Genomic DNA, 15,736 nt, shown 5'->3' on the forward strand with positions numbered 1-15,736 from the left:
GACGACCCGATCGGCAAGCTCTACGCCCACGACATCCGCGCCGCCGGCGTCGCGTTCGACACCAAACCGGCGTCCGACGGGCCGGCGACCGGCTGCTCCTACATCCTGGTGACGCCGGATGGCGAGCGCACCATGAACACCTATCTGGGGGCCGCGCAGGATCTGGTCCCGGCCGATATCGACGAGGCGCAAATCGCGGCGGCCTCGATCGTGTATCTCGAAGGCTATTTGTGGGATCCGCCGCAGGCCAAGGAAGCCTTCCTCAAGGCCTCGAAGATCGCCCACAGTGCCGGCCGCAAGGTCGCGCTGACGCTGTCGGATTCGTTCTGCGTCGACCGCTACCGCGCCGAATTCCTCGAGCTGATGCGCAGCAAGACCGTCGACCTGATCTTCGCCAATGAGTCGGAACTACACGCGCTGTATCAGACCTCCGATTTCGACACCGCGCTGAAGGCGCTCGGCCAGGACGTCGCGCTTGGTGTGGTGACGCGGAGCGAGAAGGGCTGCGCGGTGGTCGAAGGTGAGAGCGTCACCTTGGTGCCGGCCGCCGCGATCGAGCAACTGGTCGACACCACCGGCGCCGGCGATCTGTTCGCCGCGGGCTTCCTGTTCGGCCTGGTCCGCAACGCCGGCTATGAAAACGCCGGCCGCCTTGGCGCGCTGGCCGCCGCCGAAGTCATCCAGCACATCGGCGCCCGGCCGCAGGTGTCGCTGAAGGAACTGGCGCAACAGCACGGGCTGCCGGTGTAGTTCGAATACAGAGCGGGCCTTGGAACGCCCACCTGTCCTTTGTCATTCCGGGGCGTGAGCGCAGCTCACGAGCCCGGAATCCATAACCCCCGTGGTTATTATTTCTGCGCGACACCGCTTCGCGGTGCATCAACTAACAAGTCAGTGAGCTGGACGCCCGCCCCACCCACCGACGTCATCGCCCGGCTTGACCGGGCGACCTAGTATTCCAGAGCGTCTCCATTGACCATCAACAGCTCCCTGGAATACTGGGCCCTCCGCCTTCGCGGAGGGTGACAGCGGGACATGAAGAAGCGCTGCGGCTCATAGCTACTGCTTCCACGAAGGAGCCGGTACTCTACGAAAACTAACTACGCCGTCTTCATCGCCTTCAGCCCGAGCCGTTCTTCCACCTTCTCGCGCATCACGAATTTCTGGATCTTGCCGGTGACCGTCATCGGAAACTCGTCGACGAATTCGACGTAGCGCGGGATCTTGTTGTGGGCGATCTGGCCCTGGCAGAAGGCGCGGACCTCGTCGGCGGTGAGCGTTTCGCCGGGGCGGGTGCGGACCCAGGCGCAGAGTTCTTCGCCATAGCGCTGATCGGCGACGCCGAAGATCTGCACGTCCTGGATCTTCGGGTGGCGATACAGGAATTCCTCGATCTCGCGCGGATACAGGTTCTCGCCGCCGCGGATCACCAGGTCCTTGATGCGGCCGACGATGTTGCAGAAGCCTTCGTCGTCGATGGTGGCGAGATCGCCGGTGTGCATCCAGCCGGCGGCGTCGAGCACGTCGGCGGTCTTCTCAGTCTCGTCCCAGTAACCGAGCATCACGCTGTAACCGCGGGTGCAGAGTTCGCCACGTTCGCCGCGCGGCACGATGCGGCCTTCGAGATCGATGACCTTCACTTCGACATGCGGATGAATGCGGCCGACCGTCGAGACGCGCCGCTCCTCCGGGTCGTCCACTGCGCTCTGGAAGCTGACCGGGCTGGTCTCGGTCATGCCGTAGGCGATCGTCACTTCGCGCATGTTCATCTGATCGTTGACCCGCCGCATCACCTCGACCGGGCACGGCGCGCCCGCCATGATGCCGGTGCGTAGCGACGACAGATCGAACGAGGCGAACTGCGGATGGTCGAGCTCGGCGATGAACATCGTCGGCACGCCGTACAGCGCGGTACACTTCTCGGTCGACGCGGTCTGCAGCGTCGCCAGCGGATCGAAGCCTTCGCCGGGGTACACCATGGCGGCGCCGGAGGTGACCGAGGCGAGATTGCCCATCACCATGCCGAAGCAGTGATACAGCGGCACTGGAATGCAGATGCGGTCCTGCTCGGTCAGCTTCATGGCGCGGCCGACGAAGTAACCGTTGTTGAGGATATTGTGATGCGTCAGCGTCACGCCCTTGGGCGAGCCGGTGGTGCCACTGGTGAACTGGATGTTGACCGGATCGTCGAACTGCAGCTCGCTGGCGAGCTGTGCAACCATCTGACGATGGCGATCGCCGCCCATCGTGGCGACCTCGTCGAACGCGATCGTGCCCGGGCTGTTCGGTCCGCCGATCTGAATCACCGCGCGTAGTTGCGGCAGCTTGGCGGACTTCAATGCGCCCGGCTGCGAGCGCGCCAGCTCGGGAATCAGCGTGTTGAGCATGTCCATATAGGCCGAGGTCTTGAACGCGGTGGCCGTCACCAGCGCCGCGCAGCCGACCTTGGCGAGCGCGAATTCGAGTTCGCTCAGCCGATAGGCGGGATTGATGGTGACCAGGATCAGTCCGGCTTTCGCGGCAGCGAATTGCGTCAGCGTCCATTCGGGGCGGTTCATCGACCACACGCCGATGCGCTCACCGCGCTGCAGGCCGAGCGCAATGAATCCCGCGGCGACTGCGTCGACACGCTGTGCGAATTCACGCCAGGTCCAGCGCACGTCGTGGCTCGGCGACACCAGCGCTTCGCGCTCGGGCCAGCGCTGTGCCGCAAGATCGAGCGCCTGGCCGATGGTGATGCCGAGCAGCGGCGCGTCGGAGACGCCGCAGACGTAGCTGGGAGCTTTGCCGCTTGAAGCCTGATCGGTCACGTCCTGGGTTCCTCGCTGCTCACCGGTCCGGATCGGCCGGCGATGTCTTGATTGAGGCACGATGGTCGCGCCTGCGGCGGGGCTTGTCGAGCCCCGCCGCAGGCATGTGGCAAACTTCAGGCAGCCTTCTGGCCGGCGCCGAGGCTCGCATAGACGCCGCGTTCGAACGCCGCGAAGGCGTCGAGGCACTTGGCGTCGCCGAACGGCAGCACCTGCATCAGGATCACGCCGCAGATGTCACGGGTCGGATCGATCCAGTAGTAGGTGTTGGCGAGACCTGCCCAGGCGAGGCTGCCGGGGCTGCGGCCTTCCGGCGTGGTCTCTGTATTGATCAGGAAGCTCAGGCCCCACTTCTTGTCCATGCCGGGATAGAGATCGACGTCGTTGGTGGCGAAGGCGACCGCCGAGTTGAGCTTGGTGACGTTGAGATCGCCGATGTGGTTCTGGCCCATCAGCGCGACGGTCTCGGGCTTCAGCACCTGGTTGCCGTTGCCGCGACCCTTGTTGAGAATCATCTGAGTGAATTTCAAGTAATCGGCCGCGGTGCCGTACAGGCCGCCGCCGCCCATGTGGAATTCGGGCTCCTGCGCGACTTCGAACGGGATCGGCGTCAGGGAACCGTCCTCGCCGCGCGCATGCACAGCGACCAGCCGGCCCCGCTGTTCATCGGTGATCTTGAAGCCGGTGTCGTTCATGCCGAGCGGCGCGAACAGATGGTCGCGCAAGTAAGCGTCGAGCTTCATGCCGCTCGCCGCTTCGACTGCCTTGCCGGCGAAATCGATATTGATGCCGTATTCCCAGCGTGTGCCGGGATCGGACGCCAGCGGCGCCTTCAGCGCGGCGTTCTGGCAGCCGATGATGCCGGGCACGCCGGCGTGCTCCATGTACTTCACCATGTCGGCGTTCCACATGTCGTAGCAGAAGCCGGCGGTGTGGGTGAGCAGTTGCCGCAGCGTGATCGCCGTCTTGGCCGGGCGCGTCTTCGGCGTGCCGTCGGCGGCGAAGCCGTCGAGCACCAGCGGCGCGGCGAGATCGGGCAGCACTTTGCCGATCGGCTCGTCGAGCGACAGCTTGCCCTGCTCGACCAGCTGCATCGCCGCCGCGCCGGTGATCGCCTTGGTCATCGACGCGATCCAGAACACGCTGTCGGCCGTCATCGGCTGCGGCTTGGTCAGATCGCGCTGGCCGAACGCACCCTGATACACGGTCTCATTGGCGCTTCCGGCCATCGCGACGACGCCGGGAATGTCGCGCCGCTCGCAGAAGCCCTGCAACGCCTGATCGATCTCCGCGCTGTGCATGTGGTCATCCTCCCATGTGATTTTTTGTAGTGGCAGGATTGTCCCGCGCGATCGCGACATTCGCAAGACGATAGATCATCTGATCCGATTCAAGGCTGCGGTGCGCCGCAACTTCAAGACGGTGCGCCATCGCGCCGGACCGGGAAGCTTAAGGCGCCCGCAACCAAGACGACTTGCGGCGACGCGCTGCGGGAACGAAGGGCGCCCGATGCAGTTCACAATGCGGCCGCAGTCGTGACGAGATCCGCTCACCCGAATGCGCCGAGACGAACTTGGCGGAGCACACCCATGACCCCATCCTGGAGCGGCTGGAAGCATTACCCGAAGGGCGGACGCGGCAATATCGACGCGCCGATCGGGCCTGGGCTTTATGAAGTGCGCCGCGCCAATGACGGCGCGCTGTTCGCCTTCGATGTCGTCGACAATCTGGCGATGGCGCTCGCCGCGCTGCAGACCCGGCCGAAACGGCTTGGCTGGTTCGGCCGCCGCGGCGAAAACGCCGCGCCCGAGCTGGAGTACCGCTACTATCCGACGCACAGCTGGCAGCACGCCAAGCTCGCCGCCGACCATATCCTCAGCCGCCGCGGATCCTGGTTCAGCCGCGCGGCCTGACCGCCGCGCTGCAACATCGGTCACGGCCGTGTGAAGAGGCCGCGTCGGTGCACGGCGGCCGAGATGCTCCTATACTTCCTCACAGCCGTATGCCGCATTCGCCTGCCGAATGCGGCGATGCCAACCGTGAGGAATACCGATGTCGCCGACCGCCGCTGCCCGTAAATCCGACTCAGTCACCGCGCTGCGTGACCGCCTGAAGAACCCATCGCTGCTGCGCGAGCAGTGCTATGTGGACGGCACCGGGACCGGCAGCGGGTCGATCGCCGTGACCAATCCGGCGACCGGCGGCGAGATCGGCCGGATCCCGAGCCTCGGCGCCACCGAGGCGACCGCGGCAGTCGAAGCCGCCGAGCGCGCCTTCCCGGCCTGGGCCAAGCTGACCGCCAAGCAGCGCTCCAACATCCTGCGCAAATGGTTCGAGCTGATCGTCGCCAATCGCGAGGATCTGGCGCTGATTCTCACCAGCGAACAGGGCAAGCCGCTCACGGAAGCGCTCGGCGAGGTCGATATCGGCGCCGCCTATATCGAGTTCTTCGCCGAGGAGGCGCGGCGGGTCTATGGCGAAACCATTCCGACCCAGCGCCCCGACGCCCGCCTGATCGCCATCAAGCAGCCGATCGGCGTCTGCGCCGCGATCACGCCGTGGAATTTCCCGAATTCGATGATCACCCGCAAGGTGTCGCCGGCGCTGGCCGCGGGCTGCACCGTGGTGCTGAAGCCGGCGGAAGAGACGCCGTTCTCGGCGCTGGCGCTGGCGGTGTTGGCCGAGCAGGCCGGGCTGCCGAAGGGCGTGTTCAACATCGTCACCGGCGACGCGCCGCCGATCGGCAAGGTGTTCTGCGAACATCCGGCGGTGCGCTTCGTCGGCTTCACGGGCTCGACCGAAGTCGGCAAGATCCTGTATCGGCAATCCGCCGGCACCGTGAAGAAGCTCGGCCTGGAGCTTGGCGGTAACGCGCCGTTCATCGTGTTCGACGATGCCGACATCGACGCCGCGGTCGAGGGCGCCATCGTCTCGAAGTATCGCAACATGGGCCAGACCTGCGTCTGCGCCAACCGGCTCTATGTGCAGGACGGCGTCTATGATGCCTTCGTCGAGAAGCTGGCCGCCAAGGTCAAGGCGATGAAAATCGGAGACGGCACCGAGCAAGGCGTCACGCAAGGGCCGCTGATCAACGAAGCCGCGGTGGAGAAGACCGAGCGCCATATTGCCGACGCGGTGAAGCATGGGGCCAAGGTGATCACCGGCGGCAAGCGCGCCGCGCTCGGCGGCACGTTCTTCGAGCCGACCGTGCTGTCCGACGTGCGCACCGACGCGTTGGTCGCTCATGAAGAGACGTTCGGGCCGCTGGCGCCGGTGTTCCGCTTCAAGACCGAGGACGAAGTCATCAAGCTGGCGAACGCCTCGCCGTTCGGCCTCGCCAGCTACTTCTACGCCCGTGATCTCGGCCGCGTCTGGCGCGTAGCCGAGGCGCTGGAGTCCGGCATGGTCGGCGTCAATTCCGGCCTGATCACCACCGAAGTCGCCCCGTTCGGCGGCGTCAAGGAATCCGGCCTCGGCCGCGAAGGCTCGCATCACGGCATCGAAGAATATGTCGAGATCAAATACGTGATGATGGCGGGGATCTGAAGGGCAAGCGCACTACGCACTCATGCGACGGCTCTTAGTAGAGCCGCTGCTGGCCACCGCCCGCAGACACCCTTATCACCGTCATCCTCCGCGAAAGCGGAGGATTCAGTACGGTGGTGTGCCCGCTTTGAAAGCGAACGCTCTGCGATACTGGATCGCCCGCCTGCGCGGGCGATGACGGGAGCGGGTTGGGCGGCCGCCTTGATTAGTTCGCGCTTACTTCGTCATGGCCGGGCTTGTCCCGGCCATCCACCCCCTGACTTCCAACTTGCGCCGCAGAATGTGGATGCCCGGGACGAGCCCGGGCATGACGAGATGATGTTTACGGCGAGAGAAGGCGCTCCTACGCCTTCCTGCGTTCATCGATCTCCCTGATTCGCGCGCGCGCGTCGTCGCCTTCGGGGATCGGGCGGCCGCTGTCGCGCCAATCGATGGCGGCCTTGAAGCCGGCATCCTGCGCGTAGCGGCGGAACCATAGACCTTCGGGATTGTGCCGCGACACGCCGTCGAAAATCGTCGCCAGCATCTGGGTCTGTTCGAGTCCCATGTTCAGCATCACCTGATTGACCACGAGCTTGTGCATCGCCAGGTGGCTCTTCGGCACGCCGGCAATGCGCGTCGCGAGCTTCATCGTGGCGTCTTCCAGCTCCGTGGCCGGCACCGACTGATTGACGAGGCCCCATTCCGCCGCGGTCTTGCCGGTGATCATGTCGCCGGTGAACATCATCTGCTTGGCGCGCATCGCACCGAGCCTGAAGGTCCACATCGCAGTGGTGGGGCATCCCCAGACGCGGGTCGGCATGTAGCCGATACGGGCGTCGTCGGCCATCACGATCAGGTCGCAGCACAGCGCGATGTCGCTGCCGCCAGCCACCGCCGCACCGTGGATCTTGGCGATGGTGGGCTTCGAACAGCGCCACAGGCTCATGAAATCTTCGGTATTGCGCTTCATCGCCGCGTAGTCGACCAACGGGTCCCACGGCTGCTTTTCCTGCTGGCAGGGATGCTCGATGTCGCTTTCCGCGTAGTCGACCAGATCGTAGCCGCCGCAAAATCCCTTGCCGGCGCCCTCGATAACGATCACCTGGATCGCATCCTCGGCCTGCGCCCATTCAATGGCGGCACGAATTTCCCGCGGCATATCGTCGTTGATGGCGTTGAAGCGGTCGGGACGATTGAGCACCAGCCGCGCAATCCGCGGCGCGTTCGGGTCCTGGGCGATCGTCAAAGTCGAGAAGTCCGGCAAGGCATTCCTCCGCGGTTTCTATAAACAGTCAACATTGACTGTATTGCGCTCGCTGCTACAGTCAATCCTGACTGCTCGAGGAAACCCAGATGAACCGAAACCGGACCGGTGCTACGGACGGCCCGCCCGCGATCCGCGACCGTCTGCTCGACGCGGCGGTCGAATGCCTGATCGAGCTCGGCGTGGCGGGGACGTCGACGCTGGCGGTGCAGCACCGTGCCGGCGTCAGCCGCGGCGCGTTGCTGCATCATTTCCCGAGCCGTGAGGCGCTGCTGGCGGCGAGCGTTTCGGCGCTGATCGAGCGCAACGAAGCGGCGGTGCGCAGCTTCGTTGATTCACTCCCCACGCGCGGCGACCGCTTGAAGGTCGCGATGGCGGCGCTCGCCTACGCGGCGCGGCAGCCGGCGTATTTAGCCGAGCTCGAGCTCTGGGCGGTGGCGCGCACCGACAGCGCCTTGCGCCAGACGCTGATTGCCGCCGAGCGGCTCGCGAAGCGCGAGATCGACCGCGTCCACTATCAACTCTTCGGCGATTGGGCGAAGTCGGACTCCTACGCGGAGATCGTCGCGCTCACCCAGCATTTCATCCGCGGCCTCGCGATCTCGGAGAACGTCCGGCTGTCGCCGAAGCGGCGCGACGAACTGATCGCCTCCTGGACCGAGGCGATACGGCCGATCCTGGAACGCGGCCTCACGACCACAAGCGCCAGCAAGGCGTAATTAGCAAAACCATGGAGGGAACGATGAACTCATCGCCGCTGCGCGAATCCTATTGGGCTGCGGATCGATCGCGACCGGTGCTGGACGTGGCGATCGGCGACGTGCTGGGGGAGGTCGCGGCGCAGGAGCGCGATCGGCTGGCGCTGGTCGAAGTCGTGCCGAGCGGGATGGGCTCGCCGGTCGGGGCGGCGAGCACCGACCGGACCTGGACCTACGCGGAACTCGCCGACGACGCGCGGCGCTGCGCGAGCTGGCTGCTGACGCAGTTCAGAACCGGCGATCATATCTGCGTCTGGGCGCCGAACCTGCCGGAATGGGTCGTGCTGCAATATGGCGCGGCGCTGTCCGGTCTCGTGCTGGTGACGGCCAATCCGGCGCTGAAAGCGTCGGAACTGGAGTTCGTCTTGCAGCAGTCGTAGTCAGTTGCGCTGTTCCACCTTGATGAATTCCGCGGCGTCGATACCGGCGCGGTCGCGCGCGGGTTTGCGTCTGCGCAGCTGCGCTGCGTATCATTCAGCGGCTGGCTCGACGAGATCCGCCGCTGCGGTGTTGGCGATCTGCCGCGGATCGACCCAGGCCAGCCGGCCCAGATCCAATACACATCGGGTACCACCGGGCGTCCCAAGGGGGCGCTGCTGCATCATCGTGGGCTGATCACCAATGCCAGCTATGTGGCGGCGCGCGTCGGGCTCGATCACAGCGTGCTGCTCAGCCCGATGCCGCTGTTTCACACGGCGGGCTCGATCATGAGCGTGCTGGGCTGCCTCAACTCGCGCTCGACTCTGGTGCTGCCGCTGCTGTTCGAGCCCGGCACCGTGCTGGATGCCATCGCGCGCGTCCGCGCCGACACGCTGTTCGGCGTGCCGACGATGCTGTTGGCGCTGATCGACGCGCAGCTACAGGCGCCGCGCGACCTGTCATCGCTCCGCGTCGCGACCTCCGGCGGCGCCCAGGTGCCGCCTGAACTGCACCGCCGAATCCACGACGCGCTGAAGCTGCCGCTGCTCACCGTATTCGGCCAGACCGAACTCAGCCCGATCGTGTCACAGACCAGTTTGGACGATCCCGACGAGCAGCGGATTTACACAGTCGGGCGACCACTGTGGAACGTCGAGGTGCGGATCGTCGATCCCAACGGTGACCAAATCGTCGGCACTGGCGTCGAGGGCGAGATCCAGGTCCGCGGCTACCAGACCATGATCGGTTACTTCGACGCGCCGAAGGAGACCAGCGAAACCATCACGGCCGAAGGCTGGCTGAGAACCGGCGATCTCGGTGCGATGGACGAAGCCGGTTATCTGCGGATCACCGGCCGTCTGAAGGACATGATCATCCGCGGCGGCGAGAACATCTACCCGGCCGAGGTCGAGGCCTGCCTGTTGCGGCATCCAGCGGTCGCCGACATCTCGGTGTTCGGCGCGCCGGACGACAAATGGGGCGAGGTGGTCGCAGCCGCGATCCGGCTGGTGCCCGATGTCGCCGTGACGGCCGGCGAACTCAGCGCTTTCTGCAAGGCTGCCATCGCGCCCCACAAGGCGCCGACCGTCTGGTACGCCTGCACGGGATTTCCGCTGACGGCCTCCGGCAAAATCCAGAAATTCCGCCTGCGCGACGCCGCCGTCGCGGGCGAGTTGCAGCGCCTGGGCTGATCGCGCGGCGAGCTACACTCCGGCCGTCATCCTCCGCGAAAGCTGAGGATTCAGTACGGCGGCGCGCCAGCTTATCAAGCGAGTCTCTGGGATCCTGGGTCGCACGCTTTCGCGGACGATGACGGTTATGCTGGGGCGACGCCTTGATGACGGCGATAAGGCCCCAATTATCACGTCATGATTTGGCACTTCGCGATGGCCGGGCTCAGCCCGGCCATCACGTCTTTGCGGCCGCGCCGTCGTTACTGCGCACCCAACCCGGTCGTGGCCTGCACGCGGCGCACGGGCGGCGGATTCCATTTGCCGGTCAGCGCCTCGAAGGCGGGCGCGTAGAGCCGCATCACCAGATTGAACGGGCCTTTCGGTGCCGGCAGCCAGTTGGCCTGTTTGTCGGGTCCGGGATCCTGGTTCTGGATCAGCAGGTCGAGCGAGCCGTCGGGGTTCGGTTTCAGCGGCATCCAGCTCGACAGCGCGAAGCGATCGAGCGGATTGGCGACCTGGAAGCCGTCGGCATCGTACAGCGTGACCGACCAGAACGCGCGCGCCGGCGGCGTCGCGCCTTTGTCGAAATGCAGCACATAGGCGCCTGTCCCGTCGAGCGGCTTGCCGGTGTCGTCGCCGAGATTCATCGGGTAGATCGCGTCTTCCGGCAGGTTGGCACCGAGACCGACCTGGGCCACGATGGCGCGTTTGAGGTAGTACGAGCCGTAGACCCCCATGGTGTCGGTGTTCATAGTCCAGCCATTGGCGACCCGCGCCAGCGTCGGCACCTTCCAGGCCATCAGATGCTGGGCATCTTCCGGCACATTGGCCAGCGCCTTGCGCACCGTCGGATCGGCCTTGTCGAGATCGAAGCTCTTGCCCGGCTCGAGCCCGATGCGGCGCAATTGCGCGATCATCGGCTGGTCGGTGATGTGCGGCGGGTGCACCTTCAGCAGTTCGGCGGCGGCCGCGAAATACGCCGCGGCCGGCATGCCGTCGACCTGCAGCTTCGGCGGCGTCTTCATGTCGACATTCGGATCAATCGCCGGCGCGGCCTGCGGCGTGGCCGACGGGTTCGCCGGCTTGCCCCATTTCGACAGCGGCGTGACGGCGAAGCCGGCCTGGATGCGATGCACCGCCGCGTAGTCCGGCGGACCATCGGTCTTGGTGCGGCCGATGATCCAGACGACCGGCGTCGGCGCCTCGATCCGTTGCAGCCCGGCCGGCACGGTGCCGCTCCAGCCGGGCGGCGTGACCAGGTAGGTCTGCGCGGCGGTGCCGGTGGTCCGCCAGCCGGGCGACGCGAACACATCGGACCACATGTCGAGCATCGGCAGCAGGTAGTAACGGCCGCCAGTGTCGGGCGCCGCCACCACCATCGGCTCGCGCGTCAGATCCAGCCAGGCGACCGAATACAGCGTGTCGAAATTCGGCCGGACCACGGTCTTGAAGTTTGCCGGCGGATATTCCGGCACGTTGACGAAAGTGTTCATCGGCCCTTTGCCGAATTCCTTGCCGGGCTCGATGTTGGTCGACTGCTTGCGGGTGATGTCCATCGTCAGCAGCGGATAGAAGTACAGATAGGCGTCGACGCCGATGGCGTGCGCTTCCTGCTCACTGATGGGCGCCGGCTGGGATTGCGCCGCCGCCGTCGTCATCAGGAGCGCCGCCGCCAGCGCCGCGAGCGCTGCGTGAGCACGTCGTACCATGGTCCGGTCCTCCCTCGTTCAATCGAGGAGGAAAGGATGGTGGCTGAGCCGCCGCGTGTTCCTTGACGCAGGTCAAGCGCAGGCACGCCAGTGGTGGCTGCACGGCCGATCCTGGTGATACTACGAGGCGGAGGTGTTACTGCCGCAGCATGATCAGCGGATCGGCGCTGTCCGGGCTCTTGCGCCATTGCGCGTTATCGTCGGCTTCGAACCGCCAGGTTTCGCCGGAGGGCGCGATCAGCAGCAGCGCGCCACGCTCCAGCCGCCACATCGTCGGCGCGAAGCTCGCCACCGGCTGCTCGCAGCGCGGTTTCAAATAAGCTTCGAAATTGTCAGGTGTGGAGGCTTCGTTGTTGGTCAGCGTCAGGCCGCAGATCGGCCGGCCGTTGCCGCGCACCATCGACCAGTCGCCGATCATCTGGTCCATCGATTTCGCGAGCGAGCGCGCCGCCGCAAGGTTCTGCAGGATGTAGACGCCCTCGTTGGTGCGCAGGCCTTCGAAGATGCCGCTCTCCACTTCGGTGAAATCGATCACCGCGTCGCCGGCGGCGTTTTCCAGCCGGACGATGTCGAGGCCCTTCACGGTCCAGGCGACGATGTCCTTGGTGAACGGCAGCGCTGTGGCGCAGGCGGGCTCGAGTTCGAGCTTCATGCCGTTCGGTGCGGCATCCGCTTTCAGCGTCACCACGCAGGTCTTGCTGCGCTCGGTGGTGGACAGCTCCCACTGCCCGACCATGTCCTTCTTCAGCGCCCCGGCGTCCTGCGCCTGAGCCAAACCCGCCGCGAGCAGCATCGCCAATGCCATCCCGAGACGTGCCAGCATGTCAGCGCTCCGTCACCGGCGTTTCGGCGATCGGCGTCAGCGGCGGCTTGCCGTCGAACCACGCCTTGAGATTGTCGACCACGAGTTGATCCATCGCGTTGCGCGTCACCACCGAGGCCGAACCGATATGCGGCAGCAGCACAACGTTGCCGAGCGCGCGCAGCTCTTCCGGCACGTTCGGCTCGTCGGCGAACACGTCGAGACCGGCCGCCAGGATGGTACCAGACTTCAGCGCCGCGATCAGTGCGGTTTCGTCCACCACCGAGCCGCGCGCGACGTTGATCAGCACGCCGCGCGGGCCGAGCGCGGTCAGCACCTCGGCATTGATCATCTTGTTGGTGGCGGCGCCGCCGGGGACGATCACCACCAGCGTGTCGACCTCCTTGGCCATCGCGATCAGATCCGGATAGTGCTTGTAGGCGACGCCCGGCGCCGGCTTGCGCGAGTGATACACCACCGGCACCAGCGAGGCGTCCAGCCGCCGCGCGATCGCTTGGCCAATTCGCCCCATGCCGACGATGCCGACCTTGCGGCCGCGCAGCGAGCCGACGCTGAGCGGATAAGGCTGGGTCGCCCACAGCCCGGCGCGGACGTATTTGTCGGCACGAATGAATTCGCGCAGCGTCGCGATCAGCAGGCCCAGCGTGGTATCGGCAACTTCTTCGGTCAGCACGTCGGGCGTGTTGGTAACGACGACATTGTTCTGCGCGGCCCAGCCGGCATCGACGTGATCGTAGCCGACCCCGAACGACGACACGATCTCAAGTTTGGGAAAGCGCGACAGCACCGCGCCGCTGGTCGGCACCAGGCCGGTGACGGCGACGCCGCGGATCCGCGCGCGCACATCGTCCGACAGCGTGTCGAGATCGGCCTGCTGCTCGCAGCGATGCAGCACGTAGGGCGCGGCGAAGCCGTCGTCGACGACGGGCTTGCGCGGCCCGTAAATCAGAAGATCGATCGCGTCCGCCGACCCAGCATCCCCGGCCATCTTGGCTCCCTTACGGTTCTTGTCTCAATGCGCTTTCGTGCCAGCGCCGCAGCAACAGATGCGACACCAGCGCCAGCGCTGCGTAGATCACAATGCCCGCCAGCGACAGCAACAGCAAGGCGGCGAACATGCGCGGAATGTTGAGCCGGTAGCCGGATTCCGCAATCCGGTACGCGAGCCCCGAGCCGGCACCGGCGGAGCCCGCAGCGATCTCCGCCACCACCGCGCCGATCAGCGACAGCCCGCCGGCGATGCGCAGTCCGCCGAGCATATAGGGCAGCGCCGCCGGCAGCTTCAGCCGCAGCAGCGTCTGCAGCGGCGACGCGCCGTACAGCCGGAACAGCCCGGCGAGATTGCGATCGACGGAATTGAGCCCCAGCGTGGTGTTGGACAGCACCGGGAAGAACGCCACGATCCAGGCGCACACCACCACGGCGGTGTCCTGCGGCAGATAGATCAGCAGCAGCGGCGCGATCGCGATCACCGGTGTCACCTGCAGCACCACCGCATAGGGAAACAGTGCGACCTCGACCCAGCGCGACAGGTTGAACAGCAGCGCCAGCGCAATGCCGCCGACCGCGGCGGCGACGAAGCCCTGCAGCGTGGTCCACAGCGTCGACAACAGCGACTCGAACAGCACCGGCCAGTCGGCGATCAGCGTCGACAGCACCAGCCCCGGCCCCGGCAGAATGTAAAGCGGGATCTGGTTGATTCGGACGACGAGGTCCCAGCCACCGACCACGACGCCCAGCACCAGCAACGGCAGCAGCACGCGAAAGATCTGCGCTGCGCGGCCGCGCGACGGCTGCGTCCCGCTCTGCTCGCCCGCCCTCATGCGCGCACCCGCGTCGCGCCGGTCTGTGCCAGTGCGAGTGACACCTCGCGGCACTGCGCCGCGTAGTCCGACGAGGTGCGAAACGCCTCGTCGCGTGGCTGCGGCGCGTCGATGCGAAACTCCGCGGCGATGCGGCCCGGCCGCGGCGACATCACCACTACCCGCTGCGACAGATAAACCGACTCGAACACCGAGTGCGTCACGAACAGCACGGTCTTGCCGAGGTCGCGCCACAGCGCCAGCAGATCGTCGTTGAGGCGGAAACGCGTGATCTCGTCGAGCGCCGCGAACGGCTCGTCCATCAGCAGGATGTCCGGATCGGTGACCAGCGCGCGCGCCAGCGACACCCGCATCTTCATGCCGCCGGACAGTTCGCGCGGATAGGCGTCGGCGAAATCCTGCAGCTCGACCCGCGCCAGCGCCGCCGCGACCCTCCCGGCGGTTTCGTCCTTCGGCGTGTGCGCCAGCGCAAGCGGCAGCGCCACATTGGCGGCGATGCTGGCCCACGGCATCAGCGTCGGCTCCTGGAACACGAAGCCGATCGCATGACCGCCGCGTGGCGGTCTGGCTTCGCCGGCCACCTCGATGCTGCCGGACGACGGCGCCGCGAGCCCCGCGATCAGCCGCAGCGCCGTCGACTTGCCGCAGCCGGACGGCCCGAGCAGCGACACGAACTCGCCGCGGCCGACCGCGAGATCGATCGGCCCCAAGGCCGGCACGCCGCTGTCGTACACCTTGGTGACCGCGCGCAGCCGGATCGCCGTATCCGCCTCCGGGCTCTCGACAGGATGCGGCACCGACATCGCTCGCTACTTGCTCGGCCGCAGATCGACGCCGACGCCCTTGTTGGCGAATTGCAGCGTGTAGGCGCGGCGGAAATCGAGATCGCGCGGCACCACGCCGGCGCGGGTCATCTTGTCGAAGAAGCTGGCGTATCGCGCATCGCTCATCGCGCCGATGCCGTTCTTCACCGCGTCGCCGGAATCGACGATGCCGTATTCCTTCATCTTCTCGACCGAATAGGCCAGCATGTCGTCGGTCATTTCCGGATTGAGTTTCTTGATCATCGCATTGCCGGCCGCATTGTCGCCGTACAGATAGTTGTACCAGCCGATCATCGAGGCATCGACGAAGCGCTGGATCATGTCGGGATTCTTGTCGATCAGCTCGCGCCGGGTCTCGATCAGCGTGGAGTAGCCGTCGAGGCCGTAATCGGCGAGCAGCAGCACGCTCGGCTTGAACTTGGCCTTCTGCTCGATCACCAGCGGCTCGGAGGTGACATAGCCCTGCATCGCCGAGTTCTTGTCGATGATGAAGGGCTGCGGGTTGGAGGTGTAGGGCTTCACCTTGGCTTCGCTGAAACCGTATTCGGATTTCAGCCACTGGAAGTAGCTGGTGATGCCCTCCTTGGAGACGAACAGCGTCAGCG

General features: G+C 65.9%; 15 protein-coding genes. 6 read left to right on the forward strand and 9 right to left on the reverse strand.

Translation table 11 applies throughout. From position 1 onward, the window contains the following. A partial coding sequence (locus ACOJTD_RS20555) for an adenosine kinase (protein ID WP_420134717.1) occupies positions 1-750 on the forward strand: 750 nt, incomplete at its 5' end. A gap of 350 nt (positions 751-1,100) precedes the next feature. Here ACOJTD_RS20555 and ACOJTD_RS20560 read toward each other — a convergent pair. Then, entirely contained in the window at positions 1,101-2,810 is a 1,710-nt protein-coding gene (locus ACOJTD_RS20560) for an AMP-binding protein (protein ID WP_420134718.1), read from the reverse strand. 116 nt (positions 2,811-2,926) lie between these two features. Next, complete coding sequence (locus ACOJTD_RS20565; protein WP_420134719.1) at positions 2,927-4,111, reverse strand: serine hydrolase domain-containing protein; 1,185 nt, start codon at positions 4,109-4,111, stop codon at positions 2,927-2,929. A gap of 288 nt (positions 4,112-4,399) precedes the next feature. Here ACOJTD_RS20565 and ACOJTD_RS20570 point away from each other — a divergent pair, with 288 nt between their 5' ends. Beyond that, complete coding sequence (locus ACOJTD_RS20570; RefSeq protein ID WP_420134720.1) at positions 4,400-4,723, forward strand: hypothetical protein; 324 nt, start codon at positions 4,400-4,402, stop codon at positions 4,721-4,723. Between the two features lie 139 nt (positions 4,724-4,862). Then, positions 4,863-6,356: an NAD-dependent succinate-semialdehyde dehydrogenase gene (locus ACOJTD_RS20575; RefSeq protein ID WP_420134721.1), complete on the forward strand. Its 1,494-nt coding sequence runs from the start codon at positions 4,863-4,865 to the stop codon at positions 6,354-6,356. Between the two features lie 343 nt (positions 6,357-6,699). On the opposite strand, the gene ACOJTD_RS20580 is transcribed toward ACOJTD_RS20575, so the two are convergent. Then, entirely contained in the window at positions 6,700-7,602 is a 903-nt protein-coding gene (locus ACOJTD_RS20580; RefSeq protein WP_420134722.1) for a crotonase/enoyl-CoA hydratase family protein, read from the reverse strand. A gap of 89 nt (positions 7,603-7,691) precedes the next feature. Between ACOJTD_RS20580 and ACOJTD_RS20585 the strand changes: the two genes are divergently transcribed. From ACOJTD_RS20585 to ACOJTD_RS20595, 3 genes are all read left to right on the forward strand, one after another. Beyond that, the gene (locus tag ACOJTD_RS20585) at positions 7,692-8,321 is read left to right on the forward strand and encodes a TetR/AcrR family transcriptional regulator (protein ID WP_420134723.1); all 630 of its coding nucleotides are present in this window, start codon (positions 7,692-7,694) and stop codon (positions 8,319-8,321) included. A gap of 23 nt (positions 8,322-8,344) precedes the next feature. Further along, positions 8,345-8,740: an AMP-binding protein gene (locus tag ACOJTD_RS20590; protein ID WP_420134724.1), complete on the forward strand. Its 396-nt coding sequence runs from the start codon at positions 8,345-8,347 to the stop codon at positions 8,738-8,740. A gap of 171 nt (positions 8,741-8,911) precedes the next feature. After that, the gene (locus ACOJTD_RS20595) at positions 8,912-9,970 is read left to right on the forward strand and encodes a class I adenylate-forming enzyme family protein (protein WP_420134731.1); all 1,059 of its coding nucleotides are present in this window, start codon (positions 8,912-8,914) and stop codon (positions 9,968-9,970) included. Positions 9,971-10,212: 242 nt separating this feature from the next. Here ACOJTD_RS20595 and ACOJTD_RS20600 read toward each other — a convergent pair whose 3' ends face one another. From ACOJTD_RS20600 to ACOJTD_RS20625, 6 genes are all read right to left on the reverse strand, one after another. Next, positions 10,213-11,661 (reverse strand): DUF1254 domain-containing protein, encoded by a 1,449-nt coding sequence (locus ACOJTD_RS20600; RefSeq protein WP_420134725.1) that lies wholly within the window; start codon positions 11,659-11,661, stop codon positions 10,213-10,215. A 136-nt stretch (positions 11,662-11,797) separates the two neighbouring features. Beyond that, entirely contained in the window at positions 11,798-12,484 is a 687-nt protein-coding gene (locus tag ACOJTD_RS20605; RefSeq protein ID WP_420134726.1) for an AprI/Inh family metalloprotease inhibitor, read from the reverse strand. A gap of 1 nt (position 12,485) precedes the next feature. Beyond that, positions 12,486-13,472: a 2-hydroxyacid dehydrogenase gene (locus tag ACOJTD_RS20610; protein WP_420134727.1), complete on the reverse strand. Its 987-nt coding sequence runs from the start codon at positions 13,470-13,472 to the stop codon at positions 12,486-12,488. A gap of 10 nt (positions 13,473-13,482) precedes the next feature. Then, a complete protein-coding gene (locus ACOJTD_RS20615) occupies positions 13,483-14,307 on the reverse strand; it encodes an ABC transporter permease (protein ID WP_420134728.1) in 825 nt (274 codons plus the stop codon). Further along, the gene (locus ACOJTD_RS20620; RefSeq protein ID WP_420134729.1) at positions 14,304-15,110 is read right to left on the reverse strand and encodes an ABC transporter ATP-binding protein; all 807 of its coding nucleotides are present in this window, start codon (positions 15,108-15,110) and stop codon (positions 14,304-14,306) included. The genes ACOJTD_RS20615 and ACOJTD_RS20620 overlap by 4 nt, the downstream gene beginning before the upstream one ends. 6 nt (positions 15,111-15,116) lie before the next feature. Then, positions 15,117-15,736 (reverse strand): ABC transporter substrate-binding protein (locus tag ACOJTD_RS20625; RefSeq protein ID WP_420134730.1); only part of this gene is annotated, 620 nt, incomplete at its 5' end.

Source organism: Rhodopseudomonas sp., assembly GCF_048594845.1.
Classification (GTDB): Bacteria; Pseudomonadota; Alphaproteobacteria; order Rhizobiales; family Xanthobacteraceae; genus Rhodopseudomonas.